Source organism: Arthrobacter sp. 260, from assembly GCF_013116745.1.
Taxonomy (GTDB): domain Bacteria; phylum Actinomycetota; class Actinomycetes; order Actinomycetales; family Micrococcaceae; genus Arthrobacter_D.
In genome coordinates, this window is sequence record NZ_JABFOE010000005.1 from 202,832 (window position 1) to 225,864 (window position 23,033).

20 protein-coding genes and 1 tRNA gene are annotated in these 23,033 nt (G+C 65.3%); 10 read left to right on the plus strand and 11 right to left on the minus strand.

All coding sequences use genetic code 11. The features are described 5' to 3' along the window. Positions 1–37: 37 nt before the first annotated feature. From HMI57_RS08125 to HMI57_RS08140, 4 genes are all read left to right on the plus strand, one after another. Positions 38–520, plus strand: coding sequence for a hypothetical protein (locus tag HMI57_RS08125; RefSeq protein WP_171585434.1), 483 nt, complete (start codon positions 38–40; stop codon positions 518–520). A 130-nt stretch (positions 521–650) separates the two neighbouring features. Then, positions 651–3,464 carry an ice-binding family protein gene (locus HMI57_RS08130; protein WP_171585435.1) on the plus strand — a complete coding sequence of 938 codons (2,814 nt, stop codon included), beginning with the start codon at positions 651–653 and terminating at the stop codon, positions 3,462–3,464. A 3-nt stretch (positions 3,465–3,467) separates the two neighbouring features. After that, positions 3,468–4,040: a hypothetical protein gene (locus tag HMI57_RS08135; RefSeq protein ID WP_171585436.1), complete on the plus strand. Its 573-nt coding sequence runs from the start codon at positions 3,468–3,470 to the stop codon at positions 4,038–4,040. Between the two features lie 71 nt (positions 4,041–4,111). Further along, a complete protein-coding gene (locus HMI57_RS08140; RefSeq protein WP_171585437.1) occupies positions 4,112–4,297 on the plus strand; it encodes a hypothetical protein in 186 nt (61 codons plus the stop codon). Positions 4,298–4,399: 102 nt separating this feature from the next. Here HMI57_RS08140 and HMI57_RS08145 read toward each other — a convergent pair. The 9 genes from HMI57_RS08145 to HMI57_RS08185 all read right to left on the minus strand — a co-directional run bounded on the left by HMI57_RS08145 (position 4,400) and on the right by HMI57_RS08185 (position 13,539). Next, positions 4,400–4,473 (minus strand) — tRNA-Pro (locus HMI57_RS08145). 207 nt (positions 4,474–4,680) lie between these two features. Beyond that, on the minus strand, positions 4,681–6,225 hold the full coding sequence (gene der, locus HMI57_RS08150) for a ribosome biogenesis GTPase Der (RefSeq protein ID WP_171585438.1): 1,545 nt from the start codon (positions 6,223–6,225) through the stop codon (positions 4,681–4,683). 16 nt (positions 6,226–6,241) lie between these two features. Then, positions 6,242–6,937: a (d)CMP kinase gene (cmk, locus tag HMI57_RS08155; protein WP_171585439.1), complete on the minus strand. Its 696-nt coding sequence runs from the start codon at positions 6,935–6,937 to the stop codon at positions 6,242–6,244. After that, positions 6,934–8,046: a prephenate dehydrogenase gene (locus HMI57_RS08160; RefSeq protein WP_171585440.1), complete on the minus strand. Its 1,113-nt coding sequence runs from the start codon at positions 8,044–8,046 to the stop codon at positions 6,934–6,936. Before HMI57_RS08160 ends, cmk begins: the two co-directional genes overlap by 4 nt. A gap of 3 nt (positions 8,047–8,049) precedes the next feature. Then, positions 8,050–9,414, minus strand: a complete 1,365-nt coding sequence (locus tag HMI57_RS08165) for a pseudouridine synthase (protein ID WP_171585441.1) — start codon at positions 9,412–9,414, stop codon at positions 8,050–8,052. A 24-nt stretch (positions 9,415–9,438) separates the two neighbouring features. Beyond that, a complete protein-coding gene (locus HMI57_RS08170) occupies positions 9,439–10,089 on the minus strand; it encodes an SMC-Scp complex subunit ScpB (RefSeq protein WP_171585442.1) in 651 nt (216 codons plus the stop codon). Beyond that, positions 10,086–10,946, minus strand: coding sequence for a ScpA family protein (locus tag HMI57_RS08175; protein ID WP_171585443.1), 861 nt, complete (start codon positions 10,944–10,946; stop codon positions 10,086–10,088). Before HMI57_RS08175 ends, HMI57_RS08170 begins: the two co-directional genes overlap by 4 nt. Positions 10,947–10,976: 30 nt before the next feature. Further along, positions 10,977–11,855, minus strand: coding sequence for an AAA family ATPase (locus HMI57_RS08180; RefSeq protein WP_171585444.1), 879 nt, complete (start codon positions 11,853–11,855; stop codon positions 10,977–10,979). A 247-nt stretch (positions 11,856–12,102) separates the two neighbouring features. Next, entirely contained in the window at positions 12,103–13,539 is a 1,437-nt protein-coding gene (locus HMI57_RS08185; protein ID WP_171585445.1) for a cation:dicarboxylase symporter family transporter, read from the minus strand. A 120-nt stretch (positions 13,540–13,659) separates the two neighbouring features. On the opposite strand from HMI57_RS08185, the gene HMI57_RS08190 reads away from it, so the two are divergent. Both HMI57_RS08190 and HMI57_RS08195 read left to right on the plus strand, forming a co-directional pair. Beyond that, positions 13,660–15,303, plus strand: a complete 1,644-nt coding sequence (locus HMI57_RS08190; protein ID WP_171585446.1) for a sensor histidine kinase — start codon at positions 13,660–13,662, stop codon at positions 15,301–15,303. Beyond that, entirely contained in the window at positions 15,296–15,985 is a 690-nt protein-coding gene (locus HMI57_RS08195; protein ID WP_171585447.1) for a response regulator, read from the plus strand. The genes HMI57_RS08190 and HMI57_RS08195 overlap by 8 nt, the downstream gene beginning before the upstream one ends. Here HMI57_RS08195 and HMI57_RS08200 read toward each other — a convergent pair. Next, complete coding sequence (locus tag HMI57_RS08200; RefSeq protein ID WP_171585448.1) at positions 15,982–17,907, minus strand: AMP-binding protein; 1,926 nt, start codon at positions 17,905–17,907, stop codon at positions 15,982–15,984. The two genes, HMI57_RS08195 and HMI57_RS08200, sit on opposite strands and share 4 nt — an antisense overlap. 258 nt (positions 17,908–18,165) lie before the next feature. On the opposite strand from HMI57_RS08200, the gene HMI57_RS08205 reads away from it, so the two are divergent. From HMI57_RS08205 to HMI57_RS08220, 4 genes are read left to right on the plus strand one after another with little or no spacing between them, the layout of a single operon-like run. Further along, positions 18,166–18,849 carry an FCD domain-containing protein gene (locus HMI57_RS08205; protein WP_171585449.1) on the plus strand — a complete coding sequence of 228 codons (684 nt, stop codon included), beginning with the start codon at positions 18,166–18,168 and terminating at the stop codon, positions 18,847–18,849. Further along, a complete protein-coding gene (locus HMI57_RS08210; RefSeq protein WP_171585450.1) occupies positions 18,842–20,377 on the plus strand; it encodes an MmgE/PrpD family protein in 1,536 nt (511 codons plus the stop codon). Before HMI57_RS08205 ends, HMI57_RS08210 begins: the two co-directional genes overlap by 8 nt. After that, a complete protein-coding gene (gene prpB, locus HMI57_RS08215; protein WP_171585451.1) occupies positions 20,378–21,331 on the plus strand; it encodes a methylisocitrate lyase in 954 nt (317 codons plus the stop codon). It begins immediately after the preceding gene. Further along, positions 21,328–22,476 (plus strand): bifunctional 2-methylcitrate synthase/citrate synthase, encoded by a 1,149-nt coding sequence (locus HMI57_RS08220; protein ID WP_171585452.1) that lies wholly within the window; start codon positions 21,328–21,330, stop codon positions 22,474–22,476. The genes prpB and HMI57_RS08220 overlap by 4 nt, the downstream gene beginning before the upstream one ends. Positions 22,477–22,540: 64 nt before the next feature. Here HMI57_RS08220 and HMI57_RS08225 read toward each other — a convergent pair whose 3' ends face one another. Further along, a complete protein-coding gene (locus HMI57_RS08225) occupies positions 22,541–23,017 on the minus strand; it encodes an NUDIX domain-containing protein (protein WP_171585453.1) in 477 nt (158 codons plus the stop codon). Positions 23,018–23,033 lie beyond the last annotated feature (16 nt).

Sequence of the window (23,033 nt, forward strand, 5' to 3'; positions counted from 1 at the left end):
AGAGTTCATGCTCATTAACGCACTACAGGAGCACATCATGACCAGAACAACCTCCCGCGGCAAAAAACGCATTTCGATCGTTATTGCATCGCTCTTTATTATCTTGGGTATTGGCGCAGCCTATGCCTACTGGACCTCCACGGGAACTGGGACGGGAACCGCTCAAACCGGCACCAGTGAAGCCTTGGAGATTACCTCGGAAGCTGCCGTCGGCACTATTGTTCCTGACGGTCCCGGCCAGACAATCGACTTCACCGTCACCAATCCCAGCGAAGGCTCGCTCTACCTCACAGGTGTCACTGTCGAAATGGCAACGGCCCCGGGAATGCCCTGGGTCCCGACCGGTGACTGCTCCATCGACGATTACACGGCCGCCATCACCACTGCACCGACCGCGGGCGACATTCCCAGCCTGGGCACCGTCGACAACGGTGTGGCAACAGTGACCCTCGAAAGCACCGGAGTCAACCAGGACGATTGCAAGGGACAGGAAGTACCCCTGCTCTTCACGGCTTCATAACCACGAAACCAGGCTCCGTGCCTCACACCGCGCTTCTGCGGCATGAGGCACGGAGCCTGTGCCTTGATATCCGCCCCTCCCACCCGTAAGCGCGTCCGCGCCGAAGAGAAACCCACCTCTGCTGATGAGCATGCCCGCGAAGATCCACCTAGCACGTCACAAGGTTGGGATCCAGCGCGTCATCATCGGGATCATCGCCTCCATTTTGGCTGTTGCACTCACGGTTCCGCCGGGGTCCGCGTACTGGAGCAGCACAGGCACGCTATCGGCCACGACGGTTACCGGAACACTTGCTCCGCCCGAGGATGTTCAGGTGACGTCCGCGACGGCCGGCGAGGTTGACGTCGTCTGGTCCCGCGGCATCGGTCCACTCGACCCGACCGGCTACTACATCACCCGGGACAACGGTGGGGCAATCTCCCCCGCCTGCGGGAGTAACCCCGATCAGCTGATCACGGACACCCTGTGCACCGATACAGCGGTCCCCCCGGACGACTACACCTACACGGTGACCGCAGCGTTCCAGACCTGGACGGCTGTCAGTACTCCCAGCGAACCGGTGACGGTCGCCGAACCCAGCCTGCTTGGCGCTGCAGCAAACTTCTCGATCCTCGCCGGGACCATGGTGACCAATACCGGCGCAACATCTGTTAGCGGCGACGTCGGGGTCAGCCCCGGAACTGCAATCGTCGGATTTGGCCCCGGAACAGCCGGCGGCGACCTTCATTCAAACGACGCCGCCGCTGTGGCCGCGCAGGTAGCCCTTGACTCAGCATTCACCGAGCTTGCCGGCAGGCCAGCCGATGCGGCAATTGTCGACGACCTGGTCGGACAAGTCCTGACGGCCGGTACCTACAGCAGCATCGCCGCGTTGGCGTTGACCGGGAACGTCACCCTCGACGGCGAAGGGGACCCGAACGCTGTCTTCATCTTCCAGGCGGGTGCGGCTTTCAATACCGCCGCAGGCGCCACAGTCACCCTGATTGACGGTGCGCAAGCCCACAATGTCTACTGGGTAGTCACCGGCGCCGCCGGAACGGGCGCATCGTCGAACCTTGCCGGCACGATCCTCGCCCGCGGCGCCATCACCCTCGGCGCAGGGACCGCGCTCATCGGCCGGGCACTGTCCCGTGACGCTGTCACCTTGGCCAGCAACTCCGTCCGCTTCACCGAGGCCTTGCCGCCCACTATCGCGATCGACGGCGGGCCCTCCACCAGCACCAGGGACATCTCCCCCACCATCACCGGAACCACCAACTCTGCCCCCGCCAGCCCCATCACCGTGACCATTGCAGGCCAAACCCTCACCACCGTTGTAGGCGCCGGTGGAGTCTGGTCGGTCACCGCCGGCGACCTCGCCGCGGGCCAGTACTCCATCGTCGCCAAGGTCAGGGACAGCGCCGGCAACGGCAACAGCACTACCCAGACCCTTACCGTCGTCGTCAATCCGGCACCGATCGCCGTCGGTACCGCGAGCAGTTTCTCGGTGTTGGCTGCCACCAGTATCACCAACACCGGGGCCACCGCCCTCAGTGGGGACCTCGGGATCAGCCCCTCGACCGCCGTCGCCGGCTTCCCTCCGGGCACCTATGGCGGCACCCTCCACGCCGGCAACCCGACAGCGGCCACCGCCCAAGCCGACCTTGCGACCGCTTACACCGACGCCGCCAACCGTGCACCGCACACGAATGTGGTCGGCGACCTCGGCGGGCAGACGTTCCGCGTCGGGATCCATCGCACCATTGGGGCCATGTCTCTCACCGGAACGGTGACTCTCGACGGCGAAGGTGACCCCAACGCCACCTTCATCTTCCAGGCCGGCGCCGCCTTCAACACCGCGGCAGGGGCCAGCGTCGCCCTCATCAACGGTGCGCAGGCCCACAATGTCTATTGGGTGGCGACGGGAGCCGCGGGTGCAGGAGCCACCTCCCACCTGTCCGGCACCATCCTTGCCCAGGGCGCCATTACCCTCGGCGCAGGCACCACCCTGATCGGTCAGGCACTCTCACTCGACGCGGTGACGCTGGCTGACAACACCGTGCGCTTTACCGAGGCGTTGCCGCCTTCCATTGCGATCGACGGTGGCCCCAGCATCACCACCACAGACACCACTCCGACCGTTACCGGCACCACCAGTGCCGCCCCGACCAGTCCAGTTACCGTGACCATCGCCGATCAAACCCTCACCACCACCGTCGGTTCTGGCGGAGCGTGGGCGGTCACCGCTGCCGACCTGCCCGCGGGGCAGCACACCATTCTTGCCAAGGTCAAGGACAACTCCGGCAACGGCAACAGCGCCACCGCGACGGTCACCGTCGTCGTCAATCCAGCGCCCATCAGCCTGGGAACCGCCAGCACCTTCTCCGTTCTGGCAGCCACCAGCATTACCAACACCGGCGCGACGATGCTCAGCGGCGATGTCGGGATCTCCCCCTCCACCGCCGTCGCCGGTTTCCCGCCCGGCACCTACGGCGGAGCCCTTCACGCTGGCGATCCGACGGCAGCCGCGGCCCAGGCCGACCTGCTGACCGCGCTCGACGACGCATCGAGCCGCGCGCCCCACACCATTGTCTCCGGTGACCTGGGAGGGCAAACCTTCCGGGTCGGAATCCACCGCACCATCGCAGCCATGGCCCTCACCGGAACCGTAACCCTCGACGGCGAGGGCGACCCCAACGCCACCTTCATCTTCCAGGCCGGCGCCGCCTTCAACACCGCGGCGGGCGCCAGCGTGGTCCTCATTAACGGCGCGCAGGCACAGAACGTGTACTGGGTGGTGACCGGGGCTGCCGGAACCGGCGCCGGTTCCGGGCTCTCCGGCACCATTCTGGCCCAGGGAGGCATTACCCTCGGCGAGGGCACCACCCTTGCCGGCAGGGCACTTTCCCGAGACGCCGTTACGCTCTCTGGCAACACTGTCACCGGCGTGGATCCCGCGGAGTAGACGATGACCTGCGATGCAGTGCCGGATTTCGGACCCCTCGCAGGGTACGGACTATTGGTCGTGGTGGGTCTGATGTTTCTGGCCACCGTGGTGGCGTTGTGGTTCAGAAGGACGGGCACGGTCGGGATTGGTGCGCGGGTGTATGTTCCCTTGGGGTTGGTGGCCGTGCTCGCTGGCTTCCTGGTCTCTCCCCCACACGTGGCGCCCGAAAAATGTGTTGCCGCTGATAACTCGCTGACCATGACCCAGTCTGCTGCGCCGATGGTGGTGGGTCCCGGGTTCATCCCTGCCGCTATCGCCGGGCAGGTCACCTACGACGGGGTCGATGAAACGTTCATCACGTCGATCGAGGTCTCCCTGAGTTCCGTCACACCAGCCAAGGATGCGGGGCCCGGGACGTGCAACATCACCGACTATCTGGTGTTGAACAACTCGATGGCGGTCGGCTCGATGCTGCATCCCGGGGATAGCGCCTCTTTCGCCGGTGCATCGCTCGGCTTCAACGACAAGCCGAGCAATCAGGACGCCTGCGAGGGGGCAACTGTGCACCTGAGATACTCGGTGACATCCCAGTAGGACGCCGACGTTGAAAGGGCCCGGAGCAGGGCTCAGGCTGCACGGCAGTCTTGGGCCCTATGCTGTGCTCTATGGATACGTTCGTGGTCGCTGCCATCGCGGTGATGGTGGTGGGTCTGGTGTTCAACGTGGTCGCCCTCCGAGCGAACCCCGACCGGGGTCCTGAGGAACGCAAAGCCTTCGCCATTCCGATGATGCTCGCCTCGGCCTGTTACCTCGCGGGTGCAAGCTACCTCGGCATTGCGATCCTTATCTAGGGCCGGAGGTCACACCTGGGACCGCTCCGGCTCGTAGTGCACCGAGCACGAAAAAGCCCGCCAATCCCGACCCTGAGGTCTGGATTGACGGGCTTCTATCTGTCGGGATGACAGGATTTGAACCTGCGACCCCTTGACCCCCAGTCAAGTGCGCTACCAAGCTGCGCCACATCCCGATTCGCCAGCCGATAACGGCTGAACCACCTGAAGAATCCTATCGCATACCGAGGCCCTGAACGAACCGGGGCCGTACGTGGATCTCCATCCCGCAGAGCTGTGCATCTTTCCCCAGGTACTGGCGGCGTCGACGTCGGACAGTCGGCGTGTTTGCGGCGACACGCGGTCGTGGGTCTAGTACCTGGGGAAAGTTGTACGCAAGCGGACTACTTCTTCTTGCCGCGCTTCTCGCGAACCCGCATGCTGACCTCGATCGGGGTTCCTTCGAAGCCGAAGGTCTCCCGGAGGCGACGCTGGATGAAGCGGCGGTAGCCCGGGTCCAGGAACCCGGTGGTGAAGAGGACGAACTTCGGCGGACGCGAGGAGGCCTGCGTGCCGAAGAGGATGCGTGGCTGCTTTCCGCCACGGACGGGGTGCGGGTGGGCGGCAACCAGCTCGCCGAGGAACGCGTTGAGGCGTCCGGTCGGGATGCGGGTGTCCCAGGATTCCAGCGCGCGGTCCAGGGCCGGGGTCAGCCGGTCCTTGTGCCAGCCGGTCAGCGCCGAGATGTTCACCCGGGGCGCCCACTCGACGTGCGCCAGATCCTGTTCAATCTCACGCTCCAGGTAGCGGCGACGCTCGTCGTCCATCAGGTCCCACTTGTTGAACGCGAGCACCAGTGCGCGGCCGGACTCCATGGCCAGGTTGAGGATACGGATGTCCTGCTCGCTGAGCACTTCATCAACGGCCAGCAGCACGACGGCGACCTCGGCCTTTTCCAGTGCCGACTGGGTCCGCAGCGACGCGTAGAAGTCGGCGCCCTGCGCCATGTGCACGCGGCGGCGGATGCCAGCGGTGTCCACGAAACGCCAGACACGACCATCGAGTTCGATCATTTCGTCCACCGGGTCGCGGGTGGTGCCGGCCAACGGATCCACCACCACCCTGTCGCTGCCAGCCAGCTTGTTCAGCAGCGAGGACTTGCCGACGTTGGGACGCCCGATCAGTGCCACGCGGCGGGGCCCGCCGGAGCGTTCCAGTCCACCGTGGGCGGAGAACTTCGGCAGCACCTCGAGTGCCTGGTCCAGCATGTCGCCGGTGCCGCGGCCGTGGAGGGCCGAGACCGGCCACGGCTGACCGAAGCCCAGGCCCCACAGGGTGGCGGCGTCGGCTTCGTTCTGGATGTCGTCAACCTTGTTGGCGACCAGGATGACCGGCTTCTTCTTTTTGCGCAGCATCTGCACGATGGCTTCGTCAGTGGCGGTGGCGCCAACTGTCGCGTCGACGACCAGCAGGACGGCGTCGGCCATGTCGACGGCGATCTCGGCCTGGTCGGCTACCCGGGCGTGGATGCCGCGGGCGTCGTGCTCCCAGCCACCGGTGTCCACGAGGGTGAACCCGCGGCCGTTCCAGGTCGCCGAGTACATGACGCGGTCACGGGTGACGCCGGGGGTGTCCTCGACGACTGCTTCGCGGCGGCCGAGGATACGGTTCACCAGGGTGGACTTGCCCACGTTGGGCCGCCCCACGATGGCCAGGACCGGGTCGAGGCGCAGCGGCGCGTCGGCGTCGTAGTCCTCGGGCTGCAGGGCAAGCAGCGCCGCGTCCTCTTCATCGAGCTCATAGTCGTCGAGTCCTGCCCGGAGGGACCGGGCGCGGACCTCCGCCTCGTCGTCGTCGATTCCGGCCAGGCGCTCCGCAATCGAGTCCTCGCCGGTCGGCTCAAACTCTTCTGCCCCTTCAGTGTCAGGGCGGGCCTGGTTGTCAGTCATGAGTGCTTCCTTTGTGTCAGTGTGCAACGGTTCGAACGACGTCGAGCACGGCCGTGATGGTCTGCTCAAAGTCGAGGTCCGATGAATCTACGGTAACCACGCCATCTGCGGCCTGGTGAAAATTAACTACTGTCGAGTCCTTGGTGTCCCTGCCCAGGACCTGGTTGTGCAGCTCCGCCTCGGTCTGCGTGCCGCCCAGCTGGTCGCCGCGGCGGCGCAGCCGTGCTGCCTCGCTGGCGGTGAGCAGGATGCGCACTTCGGCGTCGGGCGCGACGACTGTGGTGATGTCCCTGCCCTCGGCGACGATCCGGTGGCCCGACTCAGCAATGATCTGGCGCTGCCGGCGGATGAGTTCGCTGCGGGCGCCCATGGTGGTGGCGACGGCCGAAACGGCGTCGGACACTCGGGGCTCGCGGATCGCGTCGGTGACGTCAGTGCCGCCGACAGTCACTGACTCGTGATCCGGCTTGGTGCTGATGCCCAGGTCGATCGTGCGGGCGGCGTGTTCGACGGCGGCTCCGTCGCCGAGGTCCACCCCTTCCGCGAGGCAGTGCCAGGTGACCGCACGGTACATGGCACCGGTGTCAAGGTACGCGGCGTGCAACTGGCGCGCGGCTTCCCGGCTGACGCTGGACTTGCCGGAGCCCGACGGACCGTCGATGGCGACGACGAGCGATTTGCCGATGCGGAACGAGGAATGGGGGGTGTTCACTGGACCACTTTCCAACCATTGGCGGTGAGGAACTCAAGAAGGTCGTGCCGTTTGCCGGGTACCACCGAAATTTCGGCCATGCCCACCTGACGTCCGGGCGAGTGTTCCAGCCGCAGATCCTCAAGGTTGATGCCGGCGTCGCCGATCTCGGTGAGCAGCCGCGCGATCTGGCCGGGGACGTCGTCGACCAGGACGGTCATGCGGGCGAACGCCTCGGGCGGGGTGCCGTGCTTGCCGGGGATGCGGGCCTGGCCCACGTTTCCCTCGGAAATCAGTTGGGCCATGTCCAGGCGTGAACCTGCGCCGGTCGGGTTCTCGAGGGTGCCGATCAGCCGGTTCAGGTCTTCCCGCACGCCGTACAGGATCTCAACCAGCCGTTCGGCGTTGGCGGACAGGATCTGCACCCAGAGGCGCGGATCGCTGGCGGCGATCCGGGTGACGTCGCGCAGTCCGTTGCCGGCCAGGGCGAGGGCGTGCGGGGGCGAATCCTGCAACCGGCTGGCCACCAGTGAGGAGAGCACCTGCGGCAGGTGGGAGATCAGCGCGACCGACTGGTCGTGCTCCTCGGCGCTCATACGCGCGACGACCGCGCCAAGGTCGATCGCCAGCGCTTCGGCGGTGCGGATGGCCGCGGCGGTGCTCTGCGGCCCGGCGCACACTACCCACGGCATGCTGGTAAAGAGTTCGGCGCTGGCGGCGACCGGTCCCGACTTCTCGCGACCCGCCATCGGGTGGGTCCCCACGTACCGGCCGAGCGCGGCTTCGTCGACAGCAGTCTCCAGTTGATCAAGCACCGAGGCTTTCACACTGGCGATGTCAACGACGACGGCGTTCGGGTATTCGGTGAGGGCCTTGATCCCCAGGTCTGCAGTGACGTCCGGTGGTGCAGCGATGACCACGAGCTCCGGGTCGAGGGTTTCGACCGGCGTGAGGGATCGTCCCGCACCGATATCCTCGGCCACCGCCTGGGTGGACGGTGAGATGTCGGTCAGGACGACATCGATCCCCCGTGTCCGCAGCCCCAGCCCAATGCTGGCGCCCAAAAGCCCCGTGCCCACAATGAGCACGGGACCGGACAGGTGGGTACCACCGTTGTTAACGCCAGGCATGTATTAGAGTCCCACCGCTGCCAGGAGGTGTCCGACTTCCTGGTTGCCGAGGACCCGGATGCTGCCCTGGCGCTGGTCATTGACCCGGATGGGGCCCACCTGGGTGCGGACGAGACGTTCGACGGGATGACCAACGGCTTCGAACAAGCGGCGGACCACACGGTTACGGCCGGAGTGGAGAACCACCTCTACCAGGATGTGTCCCGGGGTGGAGTCGACCAGACGGAACGAGTCGACGCTGGCAATGCCATCCTCGAGCTCGATACCTTCACGCATCTGCGCGCCGATACCGTGGGCCATCGGTCCACGCACCTGCACCAGGTAGGTCTTGGGGACCTCATAAGACGGGTGCGTGAGACGGTTGGTGAGTTCGCCGTCATTGGTCAGGAGCAGCAGCCCCTCGGTGTTGACGTCGAGACGGCCCACGTGGAAGAGCCGCTCGTTTTCATTCTTGTTCTTGAGGTAATCACTGATGCAAGGGCGACCCTCGGGGTCCTCCATGGTGCAGATGACGCCCTTCGGCTTGTTGAAGACGTAGTACACCAGGTGGTCGTTGAGCTGCAACCGGATGCCGTCCACGTGAATGGCCACTTTGGCGGGATCGACGCGCACTCCGAGGTCGGTGACGATGGTGCCGTCGACCTCGACGCGACCATCCTCGATCATTTCTTCACAGACGCGGCGCGAGGCTACTCCTGCCGAGGCCATGATCTTCTGCAGGCGCACGCCGTCGGGATTGTGGACGTCGAGCCGGTCCACGGGCAGTGCCTTGGGGCCCTGCGTCTTGGGACGGCGGACCGGTCCGAGGCTTTTGCCGAAACGTTCGCGACCGAAGGCCTTGGGCCCGGCTGGCTTCTGACGGTTACCGGTCTTCTTGGCACCGGCGGGCTTGGGGGTGCGGTTAGCAAAAGGGCGGCCCTCGCTGGAGCCTTCGGCCGAACCACGGTAACCACCGCTGGTGGGACGTTCGCCGCGGGGTGCACCGTCGCGAGCTGGCTTCCCCCGCGCTGCGCTGCCCCGGGCTGGGCCTTGGCGCTTGGCACCCTCACGGGCTGGTCCGCGACGTTCGCCAGCGCGTTCCGCTCCGAAACGGTCGGAACCGGCGCGGTCGGAACCCGTTCGGTCGGAACCTCCGCCACGGCTGGCACCGTCGCGTGATGAACCTGGGCGGGAGTCGCCGTCGCGACCGGCGCCTGCAGCCGAACCGCGACCAAAGGCGTCACGTGCTGAACGGCCGCGCGCTGACCCCGACCCGGCGCGGGGGGCACCGCCGCGTGCGGACCCGCCGCGGGGCGCGCCCTCGCGGGGACCGCCCTCGTCGCGTTTGGGGTTGTTGCGGCCGGAGCCGGAACGTGGCGCCTGTGTCATTGAATATCCTTTTAGCTAGCGTATTTAGTAAGTGGTGTCATCGAAGTCACCGAGGTTTTCCAACCCGGGTAGATGTGGTGAAAGCTGCGGCAGGTCAGCAACGCTGCCTATCCCTAATCTTTCCAGAAAGTACTGGGTTGTTCCGTACAGGATTGCGCCCGTTTCAGGATCGGTTGCCGCTTCGGCGATCAAACCGCGCAGCGCCAGGGTGCGTACCACCGAATCCACGTTCACTCCGCGGATTCCCGAAACTCTTGCCCGAGACACCGGTTGCCGGTAGGCGATGACGGCGAGGGTTTCCAAAGCTGCCTGTGACAGGCGGGCGCTTTGTCCTTCGAGCACGAACTTCGCCACTACCGGCGCAAACGTACTGCGCGAGAAAATCCGCCATCCTCCGGCGACGCTGCGTAGCTCGAAGCCACGCGGCTGTGAAGACGCCGGTTCGGTGGTGTGCCCTTCCGGGCCCTGACCAGTATAGCCGTCATACTCCTGCTGCAGTTCCACCAGCAACCCGTGCACCTCGTCGACCGGGACCAGCAGGGCGGTGGCGAGCCGTGTGGCGGTAACCGGTTCGTCGACCACCATCAGGACGGCCTCGAGGGCGGCCTTGATGCCGCCCGGCTCACTCGAGGCATCAAAGAGGGGTTCATCGACGTCGGACTGATGGTCTTTCAACTCGGTCCTTCCAGTGCAGGTGGGGTGGGGGCTGGCTGGTCGTATTCCTCACTGATCGACGCCGGTGACCAGTTCTCGACGTCGGCCGACCACCGGACCGTCAGGTTTCCCAGTGGTGCGCCCTGGTCGAAGGAGATCACTGCGTCGCGGAACATTTCCAGCAACGCGAGGAACCTGACCACGACGGTGAGCATGTCCTCGGCGTCCTGGGTGAGCTGCCGGAAGGAGAGCGGGTGTCCGCGCCGCAGGCGGATCCCCAGCAGTTCGGCCTGTTCACGAACACTGACCGTCGAACCGTGCAGGTGAGCGATACCCACCTCGGTCGGAGCGGGCTCGCGCGGTTCCAGCGCTTTGGCTGCAAGCTTCGCAAACTGTTCCGGGGTGGTGCGCCAGGTGAGGTCGGGTAGCATCGCCGCGAACTCGGGCTCCAGGCTGACCTGCCGGGGAGTCTGCTTGGCTTCCTCGGCCAGGCGCTCCCCCAGCTGTCGGGCAATTTCCTTGAAGGCTTTGTACTGGAGCAGCCGGGCGAACAGCAGATCGCGCGCTTCCAGTAGCGCGACGTCCTCGTCGTCCTCCACCTCACCGGCCGGCAGCAGCCGGGCGGCCTTCAAATCGAGCAGGGTGGCGGCAATCACCAGGAATTCGCTGGCTTCATCGAGCGAGAAGTCCGCGTCGGTACCCTGGAACGCCCTGATGTAGCCGATGAACTCGTCGGTGACGGTCGCCAGGGCTATCTCGGTGATGTCCAGCTCATGCTTGGAGATCAGCCCCAGCAGCAGGTCAAACGGCCCGTTGAAGTTCTCCAGCCGGACGGTGAAACCGGTTGGTTCGGCAGCGTCGGGGAGGGCGTCACGCATCAGAGGTGGGCTGCGCAGCGCGCTGCATCGTTAGGGGGCGCCGCCACGCGAGATCAGTTCCTTCGCCAGTCGGCGATAGGAGTCGGCCCCTGAGTGGTTGGCCGCGTAGGACGTGATGGGTTCGGCAGCGACAGTGGCATCGGCGAACTTGATGGTGCGCTTGATGACCGTTTCGAACACTTTGTCGCCGAACGCCTCGACGAGCCGTGCGATGACCTCGCGGCTGTGCAGGGTCCGCGCGTCGTACATGGTGGCCAGAACGCCGTCGACCTGAAGGCGGGGGTTCAACCGGTCCTGGACCTTTTCGATTGTCTCGACCAGCAGGGCGACCGCACGCAGCGCGAAGAACTCGCAGATCAGCGGGATGATGACGCCGTGCGCTGCGGTGAGCGCATTGACTGTTAGGAGTCCCAGTGAGGGCTGGCAGTCGATCAGGATGACGTCGTAGTCGTCCGAGACCTTCCGGAGGGCGCGGTCGAGGACCTGTTCGCGGGCCACCTCGTTGACCAGCTGCACTTCAGCGGCCGACAGGTCGATGTTGGCGGGCAACAGGTCGACATTCTCGAACGCGGTTGTCTGGATGGCGTCCTGGATCTGCACCTTGCGGTCCATGAGCACGTTGTAGACGGTGACGTCGAGCTCGTGCGGGTTGGTGCCCAGACCGGCGGAGAGTGCGCCCTGCGGGTCGAAATCGACCAACAGTACCCGGCGTCCGGCTTCGGCGAGCGCTGCGCCCAGGTTGATGGTGGAGGTGGTCTTGCCAACCCCGCCCTTCTGGTTCACCATCGCAATCACACGGGCCGGCCCGTGCGAGGACAGGACCGGTGGTTCGGGAAACACTGTGACCGGGCGGCCTGTCGGCCCGATTTCGACGTCCTTCAGAGTTGTGGAACCCTGTTCGCTACTCACGTATGTATCCACGCTTCCGTTTAATCGCGTTATTGAAATTCTTGCCTCTTACCTGCCCTCAACGTTACAACCGGTGGCGCATCCGCGCGGGGAAATCCGTTGCACCTCCCCGCGAGCCTTTAGTTTCAACCTGAGGTCTAACCTTCTTTTCAGGGCAGCGGTGGAGGCATGAAACCGGCAAGGGGATGGGCCCCTACCCTGCCGAGGGAAGGGGCCCATCTCGGGCATCTACTAAGGGTAGTCGGATTTAGCGGGTTACTCCGACGCGGCGGTCACCGTCGAGGTCATCGAGGTTGGCCACGGCCTGGTCAGTGGTGGCCGCCGATCCGTCTTCGACGTCGTCGTCCAGGTGGTTGGACGTCATGGTGGCCTCATCGAACGGCAGGTTCCCGGACAGAACCTCGTCGACGCGGCCCCGGTCGATCTCATTGGTCCACTTACCGATCAGCACGGTGGCGACGGCGTTACCGGTGAAGTTGGTGAGGGCGCGGGCTTCAGACATGAACCGGTCGATACCGACGATCAGGCCGACGCCGTCCACCAGATCGGGGCGGTGGGACTGCAGTCCACCGGCGAGCGTGGCCAAGCCGGCACCGGTGACTCCCGCAGCACCCTTCGAGGCGATGATCATGAAGATCAGCAGCGAGATCTGCTCTCCCAGGGCCAGCGGTGTGCCCATCGCCGAGGCAACGAACAGAGACGCCATGGTCAGGTAGATGGCGGTGCCGTCCAGGTTGAACGAATAGCCGGTGGGGACTGTCACGCCGACAACCGGCTTGGAAACGCCCAGGTGCTCCATCTTGGCAATCAGGCGGGGCAGGGCGGCCTCGGAGGACGAGGTCGAGAAGATGAGCAGATACTCGCGGCCCAGGTACTTCATCAGCTTGAAGATATTGACACCGGTCACCAGCTTCAGTAGCCCGCCAAGGATCACGACGATGAAGAGGACACAGGTGATGTAGAAAGCGGCCATCAGGGTGAACATACTCACGATGGCCTGGACACCGGTTTCGCCGACGACGGCGGCGATCGCGCCGAAGGCACCGATCGGTGCCAGCCACATCACCATGATGAGGATACGGAAGACGAGGGCCTGGATGTGGCCGATTCCGCGGAGGACGGGCTTGCCCGCTGCCCCCATGCTCTGCAGAGCGAAACCGACCAGCAGGGCGACGAAGAGGGTCTGCAGGATGCTGGTTCCGGTCAGTGAGGCGAGCAGCGAAACCGGGATGATGCCGAGCAGGAAGTCGGTGGTGCTGGTGGCTTCCTCGGCGGCGGGCCCATCGTACTGGGCGTTGGACAGGTCAAGGCCCTCACCGGGCTGGACGATATTGCCGACCACCAATCCGATGGCGAGGGCGAAGGTCGACATCAGCATGAAGTAGCCCAGGGCCAGCCCGCCAACCTTACCGACGGTCGCCGCCTTGGCGATCGACCCGATACCCAGCACAATGGTGCAGAAGATAATGGGAGCGATCATCATCTTGATCAGGGCAATGAAACCGGTGCCGATGGGTTTCAGGCTTTTCGCAAATTCGGGGGCCATCAGGCCCAGGATCGCGCCGAGGATCACCGCCGCAATGACTGCAATGTAGAGGAAGTGGGTCTTGTCGACCCTCTTCCTGGGCTTCCCCTGACCGGCGGCCCCAGCTGGCCGGTTAGTGGTGGGTTTCGATGGCGCCATAGCCATGCTCCTTCGGTGGATGATTCAAAGCTGTCTGTTCAATGCTCGGGCGTACAGTGATGTGAATCACCATTGCGTTCATACTGTTCGCGAACATCTTTGAAGGGAGCCGTCGAAACGGTGAGGAAATGGAGCCTGGCGCGGCAGTTCTTCATCGGTCAGTTGCTCTTTGTGCTGGCGCTGACGTCAGCCATCTCCTGGGTTCTCTATCTCGACGCCGAGCAGAGCACCTACGAAGCGTCAGCCGACCGGATGCTCGCGATCGCCACCACCTTCGCCGATGATCCGTTTGTCAGCGAGTCGATCCAGCTTCCCAACCCGAGCGCCGCATTGCAGCCGTACGCGAGCGAGGTGATGGATGATCTCGGTGTTGGCTTCATCACCATCATGGCGCCGGACCGGACGCGGTTTACCCACCGCAACCCTGAGGAGATCGGCAGACCGTACATCGGATCGGTTGAGCAGGCCCTCGACGGCCGGTCCCATACGGAAACCTTCGCCGGCACCCTGGGGCCATCGGTGCGGGCTATCGTCCCAGTGCTCGACGACGACGGGTCGGTGGCCGCAATGGTCTCCGCGGGTGTGACAGTGGACGCTGTCACCATCGCCCGAAACGCTCAACTCCCGCTCCTCTTTCTCATCGCTGCCGGTGCCGTCACGGCGGGCGCAGCGGTGTCGTTCCTGCTCAGCCGGCACCTGCGACGGGCCACTCTTGGGCTCGGCACCGACCAGCTCTCCCACATGTTCGTGTTCTATGACTCGGTGCTCCACTCAGTTCGCGAAGGCCTGATCCTGACCAATCCGCGCGGAGAACTGGTCCTTTACAACGATCAGGCCGCACAGCTGCTGGCCCTGCCTGCTGCCCGCGCCGGCCAGCCCACCCCCGCGGGCAGCCTGGACCTGCCGGCGTCGCTCAACGAACTGCTGGCGACCGGACGGCAGGCGATTGACGAATTTCACGTCACGGCCGACCGCATCCTGGTGGTTAACCAGGAAGCGGCAGTGCCCGGCGGAGGCGCACCCTCCCCCGGAGGAAAGCCGCTCGGGACGGTCACCACCCTGCGCGACCACACGGAGATTGAGTCGCTGACGGGTGAGCTGCAGACCATGAGGACCCTTACCGATGCGCTGCGTGCCCAGACCCACGAACACGCCAACCGTCTTCACACCATCGTGTCCCTGATCGAGCTGGACCGCCGGGCCGAAGCCCTGGACTTTGCCACCAGGGACCTGGCCCAGTCGCAGCAGCTCACCGACGACGTGCTGGGGGCCATCGACGAACCGTTCATCACAGCGCTGCTGGTGGGCAAGGCCGCGCAGGCCAACGAGCGGGGAATCGACCTCGAGATCACCGTCGACGGCTCAATCGACACCGCACACCTTGACCCGAGTGCCCTGGTCACCATCATTGGCAACCTCCTGGACAACGCGTTCGACGCCGCTGCTGACTCGCCTGACCGCCGCGTGGTCCTCACCCTGCAGCGCAGCGGCGGTGACGTCCACATCGTGGTGCACGATAGCGGGCCGGGTATGTCCACCAGTGGCGCTGCCGCCTTCACCCTGGGGTTCAGCACCAAGGAGTCCAACCCGGTCAGCGGGGCTGGCAGGGGCCTGGGCCTGGCCCTGGTCCGCCAGGCGGTCCAGCGGCTCGGCGGGTCAATAGCTGTCACTGACGACGACGGAGCACGCTTCACCGTGCTCTTGCCGCTGTCAGCCGATGACGCCGACCTGCCCACCGGCGCGATGGGTGCGGGACATGCCTGAGGACATCAGGGTTCTGGTGATCGAGGACGACACCATCACCGCCGAGGCCCACGCGGAGTACGTCAAACGAGTGGATGGGTTCTCCCTCATCGGGGTGGCCCACAACGGGTCCGAGGCGATGGCATTCCTCAGCTCCGGCGCTGAGCCGGTGGACCTGGTGCTGCTGGACATGAACCTGCCCGATATTCATGGACTGGACATCATTCGCCGGATCCGTGGCGCTGGATTGCCCACCGACGTCATCGCGATCACCGCGGTCCGCGAACTGCATATTGTCAGGACGGCGATCTCCTCCGGGATTGTCCAGTACCTGATCAAGCCGTTTACCTACTCGGCGTTCAGCGACAAGCTGACGAGCTACCGTTCCTTCAGGAACAATCTCGTGGCCCAGGCGTCGTCCACTACCCAATCCGAGGTGGACAATGCGCTGGCGGCCCTTCGACCACCGGCTCAGGGCAGCCTCCCCAAAGGACTCTCACAGGAGACGCTGAAGACCGTCATCCTGATGCTCAAGGGCGGCAGCACAGCAGTCTCGGCGGTCGAGGTGGCAGCTGACCTTGCACTGTCCCGCGTGACCGCCCGCCGCTACCTTGAGTATCTGGCCGACCAGGAGTCGGCGCGCCGTGCGCCGCGCTATGGCACCCGTGGCCGCCCGGAGTTCGAGTATTCCTGGATTGGCTAGCGGTCCGCGGTTCCCTGGAGAATCGGCTTCATGGCGTCGAGCACGCTCCGGTCCTCGATAGTGGAAGGCACCACGTAATCCTCCCCGGAAGCCATCTGCCGCATGGTCTTGCGGAGAATCTTCCCCGAGCGCGTCTTCGGTAACCCGTCCACCACCACCGCCTGCTTGAAGTCGGCCACCGGCCCGATCTGGGTCCGCACCAGGGTAATCAGTTCCTGTTCCAGCACGGCGGGATCAATGTCAGCGCCAGCTTTGAGCACCACGTAGCCGCTGGCGCGCTGGCCCTTCAACGGATCGGCCAGGCCAATCACTGCGCACTCGGCAACCGCCGGGTGCTGCGCCAGCACCTGTTCGATGGCGCCGGTCGACAGCCGATGCCCCGCCACATTGATGATGTCGTCGGTGCGGCCCATCACAAAGACGTAGCCCTCGTCGTCGACGTAGCCCGAATCACCGGTGACATAAAAACCCTCAAACGCGCTGAGGTATGAGCTGATATAGCGCTCATCACTTCCCCAGAGCGTGGGGAGGGTTCCCGGCGGAAGTGGGAGCCGCAACGCGATGTTGCCCTCGGTTCCTGCTGGCACCGCCTGCCCGTCGCCGTCCAGAATCACCAGGTCGTACCCGGGTTGCGGCAGCGTCGGTGACCCCGGCTTGAGCGGAAGCTCCTCGATGCCCCGTGGATTGGCGCAAATCGGCCAACCGGTCTCGGTCTGCCACCAGTTGTCAACCACGGGGACGCCAAGAATCCGGCCCGCCCATTGGTAGGTGTCAATGTCGAGCCGCTCCCCCGCGCAGAACAGCAACCGCAGGCTGGAGGTGTCATAACCGGCGAGCAGGGCCGCCTCCGGATCCACCTTCCGGACCGCCCGCAGCGCGGTAGGTGCTGTGAACAGGACGTTGATGCGGTGGTCGCTGATCAGTCTCCAGAACGCGCCGGCGTCCGGGGTGCCCACCGGTTTCCCCTCGTACAGCACGGTGGTTGCACCCGCGAGCAGCGGTGCGTAGACGATGAAGGAGTGTCCTACCACCCAGCCGACGTCGGACGCCGTCAGCATCACATCTCCCGGGCCGATGCCGAAGATGTTCTTGATCGACCAGGTCAACGCGACGGCATGGCCGCCGTTGTCCCGCACCACGCCCTTCGGCGAACCCGTGGTGCCCGACGTGTACAGGATGTAGAGCGGGTCGGTCGCGAGGACCGGCACCGGATCAGCGGGCTCCGCGCCGGTCAGCGCCTCGTCCCAGTCCAGCCAGGCAGTATCGGCGCGTGGGGTGCCCGACGCCGACCCGTACTCTGATGCCTGGTGGACGAACCCCTTCCGGGACTTCACGATCACCGTAGCCACCCGGTGGTCGCACAGTGTCAGCGCCTCGTCGACTGCGGGCAGGTATTCGAGGGGCCCGCGGGGCTCCAGGCCACCCGACGCGGTTACCACCACCGTGGGGCGGGCGTCCTGGATCCGGGAGGCGAGCTCTTTCGCGGCAAACCCGCCGAAGACCACCGAGTGGATTGCTCCGAGCCGGGCGGTGGCCAGCATCGCGATGAGCGCCTCGGGCACCATGGGCAGATAGATCACCACCCGGTCTCCCTTGGTCACGCCCTGATCACGCAGCACGCCGGCGAAGGACGCCACCTCGTCGCGGAGTTCCGCATAGGTGTACCGCCGCACCAGGCCGAGCATCGCGGAATCGTAGATCAGGGCGGTGCTGTCGCCGCGACCCGCTTCCACGTGGCGGTCCAGCGCGTTGTAGGAGGTGTTCAGTTCGCCGTCGGGAAACCAGCGGTGGAGCGGAGCCCCGGTGCTGTCCAACGCCGTGGCGGGGTCTCGGACCCAGTCGACGGCGCGCGCCGCGTCAAGCCAGAACGCGTCGGGAGCCTCAAGGCTTTGGCGGTGCAGCGTGCGATAGTCCTGGCTCATCCGGTGTCCTCCACGTCGTTGTGTTGTGCTGTCATCCTACTGAGACATCCCACCCGGGACCCGAACCGTGAGTTCGTGTGACGCTGGGATCTTGTCGGGCGCCAGACCTCGCCGCTGGGTGGAACCCAGCATGTATACACAGGCCCCACTTTTCGACGGTGAAACAGGCCTTATCTTGCACTTCCTACCCCCTGTGTATACATTTGCTAGAGAGAAGGTACCCTTTTCCAGGGCCACGTCAACGACGACAGGAGATCAGTGCGAGCGAGTGACAGAGCCTATGCAGCGCTGAAATCCGACATCATCGAGTGGCGGCTGGTTCCCGGGACCGTCCTCGCCGAGGTGGAGCAATCGGCCAGGCTTGGAGTCTCCCGGACACCCGTCAGGGAAGCACTCGCCCGCCTCGGCGCCGAGGGCCTCACTGCGGCACAGGCCGGCCGTGGTGTTGTCGTCACCGATATCTCTCTGGAGAAGATGACCCAGCTCTTCGACGTCCGGCTGGCACTGGACTGCAAGGCCGCCGAACTGGCGGCGGACCGCCGCGCTCCCGGAGTGTTCATCTCGCTCGCGGAACGCTTCGAGTCCGCAGGCACCCTCATCACCGGAGACGACCCTGACCAGCGCGACTACTATGCCCTGGTCTCCGACCTGGACCACGCGGTCGACGACGCCGCCGACAACCAGTTCCTCCGGCAGGCCCAGCACCAGCTGCGCGCCCAGCTGGTAAGAATCCGCAGACTCGCGAAGGACAACAGCGATAGGCTACTGGCCTCCGCCGCCGAACACGCCCAGATCGCCCGGTCCATCGCCAGCGGCAACGCCGACCGGGCCGCCGCGGCCACCACCCTCCACCTCCACAACAGTCTTGACCATCTACTGGCGTCTAAACACAGCTTCGACGCCGGCTCCGTCCCACCCCGAAAGGCCCACCTCAATGGTTGAACATCATCTGGTCCGTACCCACCGCAGCGATGAGAATCTGGTCCGCGAAGATCAGCTCGCCTACCGGCTGGCGTTGGTCGCCGCCGACCAGGTGGAGGTGGACGCCGACGTCGCCGACATGGTCATCAACCGGATCATCGACAACGCCTCCGTGGCGGTGGCCTCCTTCAACCGTGCTCCGGTGGTGGCAGCCCGTGCGCAGGCCACCAGCCACCCGTCGTCGTCCCACGGCGCGGGAGCCACCATCTTCGGGATCCCGGAGAAATCCTCCCCGGAGTGGGCCGCCTGGGCCAACGGCGTCGCCGTCCGCGAACTGGACTACCACGACACGTTCCTGGCCGCAGACTATTCGCACCCGGGCGACAACATCCCGCCGATCCTCGCCGTCGCCCAGCACACCGGCCGATCCGGACGGGACCTGCTGCGCGCCATCACCACCGGCTACGAGATCCAGGTGGATTTGGTCAAAGCCATCTGCCTCCACAAGCACAAGATCGACCACGTAGCGCACCTCGGCCCATCAGCTGTCGCCGGCATCGGCACCCTGCTGGATCTGGACGTCGAGACCATCTTCCAGTCCATCGGCCAGGCCCTGCACACCACCACCGCCACCCGGCAGTCCCGGAAGGGCGAGATCTCCACCTGGAAGGCCCACGCACCGGCGTTCGCCGGAAAGATGGCGGTCGAGGCCGCGGACCGGGCCATGCGCGGCCAGACCTCACCCACCCCCATCTACGAGGGTGAAGACGGATTCATCGCCTGGCTGCTGGACGGCCCCGACGGTCGCTACGAGGTGCCGCTGCCCGCCGCAGGCGAATCGAAGCGCGCCATCCTCGACACCTACACCAAGGAGCACTCGGCCGAGTACCAGGCCCAGGCCCTGATCGACCTCGCCCGCAAGCTGCATACAGCCCACCCGGAGGCCACCGATCCGGAGCTAGTGCAGTCAATCGTCATCCACACCTCGCACCACACCCACAACGTCATCGGATCCGGGGCGAACGATCCGCAGAAATACGATCCCACCGCATCCCGCGAAACCCTTGACCACTCGATCCCCTACATCTTCACGGTGGCCCTGCAGGACGGCTCCTGGCACCATGTCGATTCCTACACTCCCGAGCGGGCTGGCCGGAGCGACACCGTGGCACTCTGGCACAAGGTCACCACCCTGGAAGACCCTGAGTGGACCCGGCGCTACCACTCACTGGACATCAGCGAGAAGGCTTTCGGCGGCCGGGTGGAGATCACCCTGACCGATGGGGCAGTCATCACCGATGAGCTGGCCGTCGCCGACGCCCACCCGCTGGGCGCCCGCCCGTTCGCGCGGGAGCAGTACATTAACAAGCTCCGCACCCTGGCCGCCGGTCAGGACGGGCACCGGATTGTCGACGAAGCCGAGATTGACCGGTTCCTCGCCGTCGTCGAGCGTCTCCCCGAACTGGCCGCTGGCGAACTGGATCAGCTCAATCTGGTCGCCGCCGCCGGCGTCATCGACCCCGCCACCGCCCCGAAGGGACTGTTCTAAATGTTGTACTCATCAATTACCCCCGAGCAGAAGCGCATCGCCTTCCGGGAAGGGCTCGCCTCGGGGCGCATCCAGCAGTTCCCCGGCGCATTCAATCCGCTGTCGGCGCGGCTGATCGAGGACAAGGGGTTCGACGGCGTCTACATCTCCGGCGCGGTCCTCGCCAATGACCTGGGGCTGCCCGATATCGGCCTGACAACGCTGACCGAGGTGGCCACCCGTGCCGGGCAGATCGCCCGGATGACCGATCTGCCGTCGATTGTCGACGCCGACACCGGCTTCGGCGAGCCCATGAACGTTGCCCGCAGCATCCAGGAACTGGAGAACGCCGGGCTGGCGGGCTGCCATATCGAGGACCAGTTCAACCCCAAACGGTGCGGCCACCTTGACGGCAAGAACGTGGTGGACCTGGACACGGCCACCAAGCGCATCCGCGCCGCGGCGGACGCCCGCCGGGATCCGAACTTCCTCATCATGGCCCGCACCGACATCCGCGGCACTGACAGCCTCGACGCCGCCAAGGACAGGGCGAAGGCCCTGGTCGACGCCGGCGCCGACGCGATCTTCCCTGAGGCGATGCGGGACCTCACCGAATTCCAGGCCATCCGTGACGCCGTCGACGTCCCCATCCTCGCCAACATGACCGAGTTCGGGAAGAGCGAGCTGTTCACCCTGGACCAGCTCGCCTCCGCGGGCGTCAACATGGTCATCTATCCAGTGACCCTGCTGCGTAGTGCAATGGGCGCAGCGGAGCGTACGCTGGAAATCATCAAAGCCGACGGCACCCAGCAGGGCGCCGTCGATGCCATGCAGACGCGGGCCCGTCTCTACGAGCTGGTGGACTACGAGGCATACAACCGTTTTGACACCTCGGTTTTCAATTTTCAGGTGCCCGGCTCGCCGGCGCACACGACGCATCAGGCCCCTTCCGCCGTTGAACAGGAGTCACCATGACAGAGACCACAGAAACGCAGATCTACAAAGGGCTAGCCGGGGTCACTGTCGACACCACAGCTATCTCAATGGTCAACTCCGACACCAACTCCTTGCTGTACCGCGGATACCCGGTGCAGGAGCTGGCTGCCAAGTGCAGCTTCGAGGAAGTCGCCTACCTGATGTGGCACGGCGAGCTGCCGACGAAGGACGAGCTGGCCGAGTTCATCTCCTTTGAGCGCAGCCACCGCACGCTGGCCGACAACGTCAAGGCCGCCATCGATCTGCTGTCAACGACCTGCCACCCGATGGACGTTGCCCGCACCGCCGTCTCGGTACTCGGAGCCAACCACCCCAAGGCGTCGGACTCCTCCCCCGAAGCCAACCTCGAAAAGGCCATGGAGCTGTTCGCTGCTTTCCCAGCCGTAGTCGCGTATGACCAGCGCCGCCGTCGTGGGCAGGACATTGTTGCCCCGCGGGACGATCTCGACTACTCGGCCAACTTTCTCTGGATGACTTTTGGTGAGGAGGCGGCGCCCGAGGTGGTCAAGGCGTTCAACGTGTCGATGGTGCTCTATGCCGAGCATTCCTTCAACGCGTCGACCTTCACCGCCCGGGTCATTACGTCCACCCTGGCTGACCTCCACTCGGCGGTCACGGGGGCCATCGGCGCCCTGAAGGGACCGCTGCATGGCGGGGCCAACGAGGCTGTGATGCACACGTTCGAGGAGATCGGCATTCGCACCGATGAGTCCCGTGAGGATGCTGCTGCCCGCGCCAAGGCGTGGATGGAGGATGCTCTCGCCCAGAAGAAGAAGGTGATGGGCTTCGGCCACCGGGTCTACAAGAACGGTGACTCGCGGGTGCCCACCATGAAGTCCGCCCTGGACTCCATGATCGAGCACTTTGGTCGGCCGGAACTGCTCGGCCTGTACAGCGGACTGGAAACCGCGATGGACGAGGCGAAGAGCATCAAGCCCAACCTCGACTATCCGGCCGGCCCCACCTATCACCTGATGGGGTTCGACACCGAGATGTTCACGCCCCTGTTCATCGCCGCACGGATCACCGGGTGGACCGCGCACATCATGGAACAGACCGCTTCCAACTCCCTGATCCGCCCGCTCAGCGCCTACAACGGTCCGGAGCAGCGCCAGGTCCCCTAACCCTGTTGTCCTGATCGGGTCCCTCCATGAGTGAGGGGCCCGATCAGGTTAATGCCCAATCGGGTCAGGCGAAGACCGCGGTGCTCACGGTCTCGTTGTCCGGGTTGAGGGTGACGAGCACGTCCAGCGGGGTTCCAGCGATGACCGCTCCCAGCCAGTGTTGTGCGTCCTCCCACATCCCTTCCCACGGCAGCTTGTCGACCGGGTACCAGGCCGGCTCCACCTCGAGGGTCGGCTCGGGGGTCCCGGCCCATTCGACGGCGGTGAAGATGGCCGCGTCCATGTCGGCTGCCGGCTGGGCGGGGAAGCGCCAGCGCACCCTGCCGAGGGCGGTCAGGCTGGCCTCGTCGACGACGACTCCCGATTCCTCGGCGACCTCGCGCACCGCCGCCTGCGCTGCGGATTCGCCGGGTTCGATTCCCCCACCGAGGGTTACGATCCGCCCGACGCCGAAGCCGGACTTCTTCAGTCCGAGCAGCACTTCGCTTCCTGCCTCGGTGGTCCGGAACAGGAAGCACAGTGCGACGTGGCGGGGTTCCATGAGCCCCAAGTCTAGT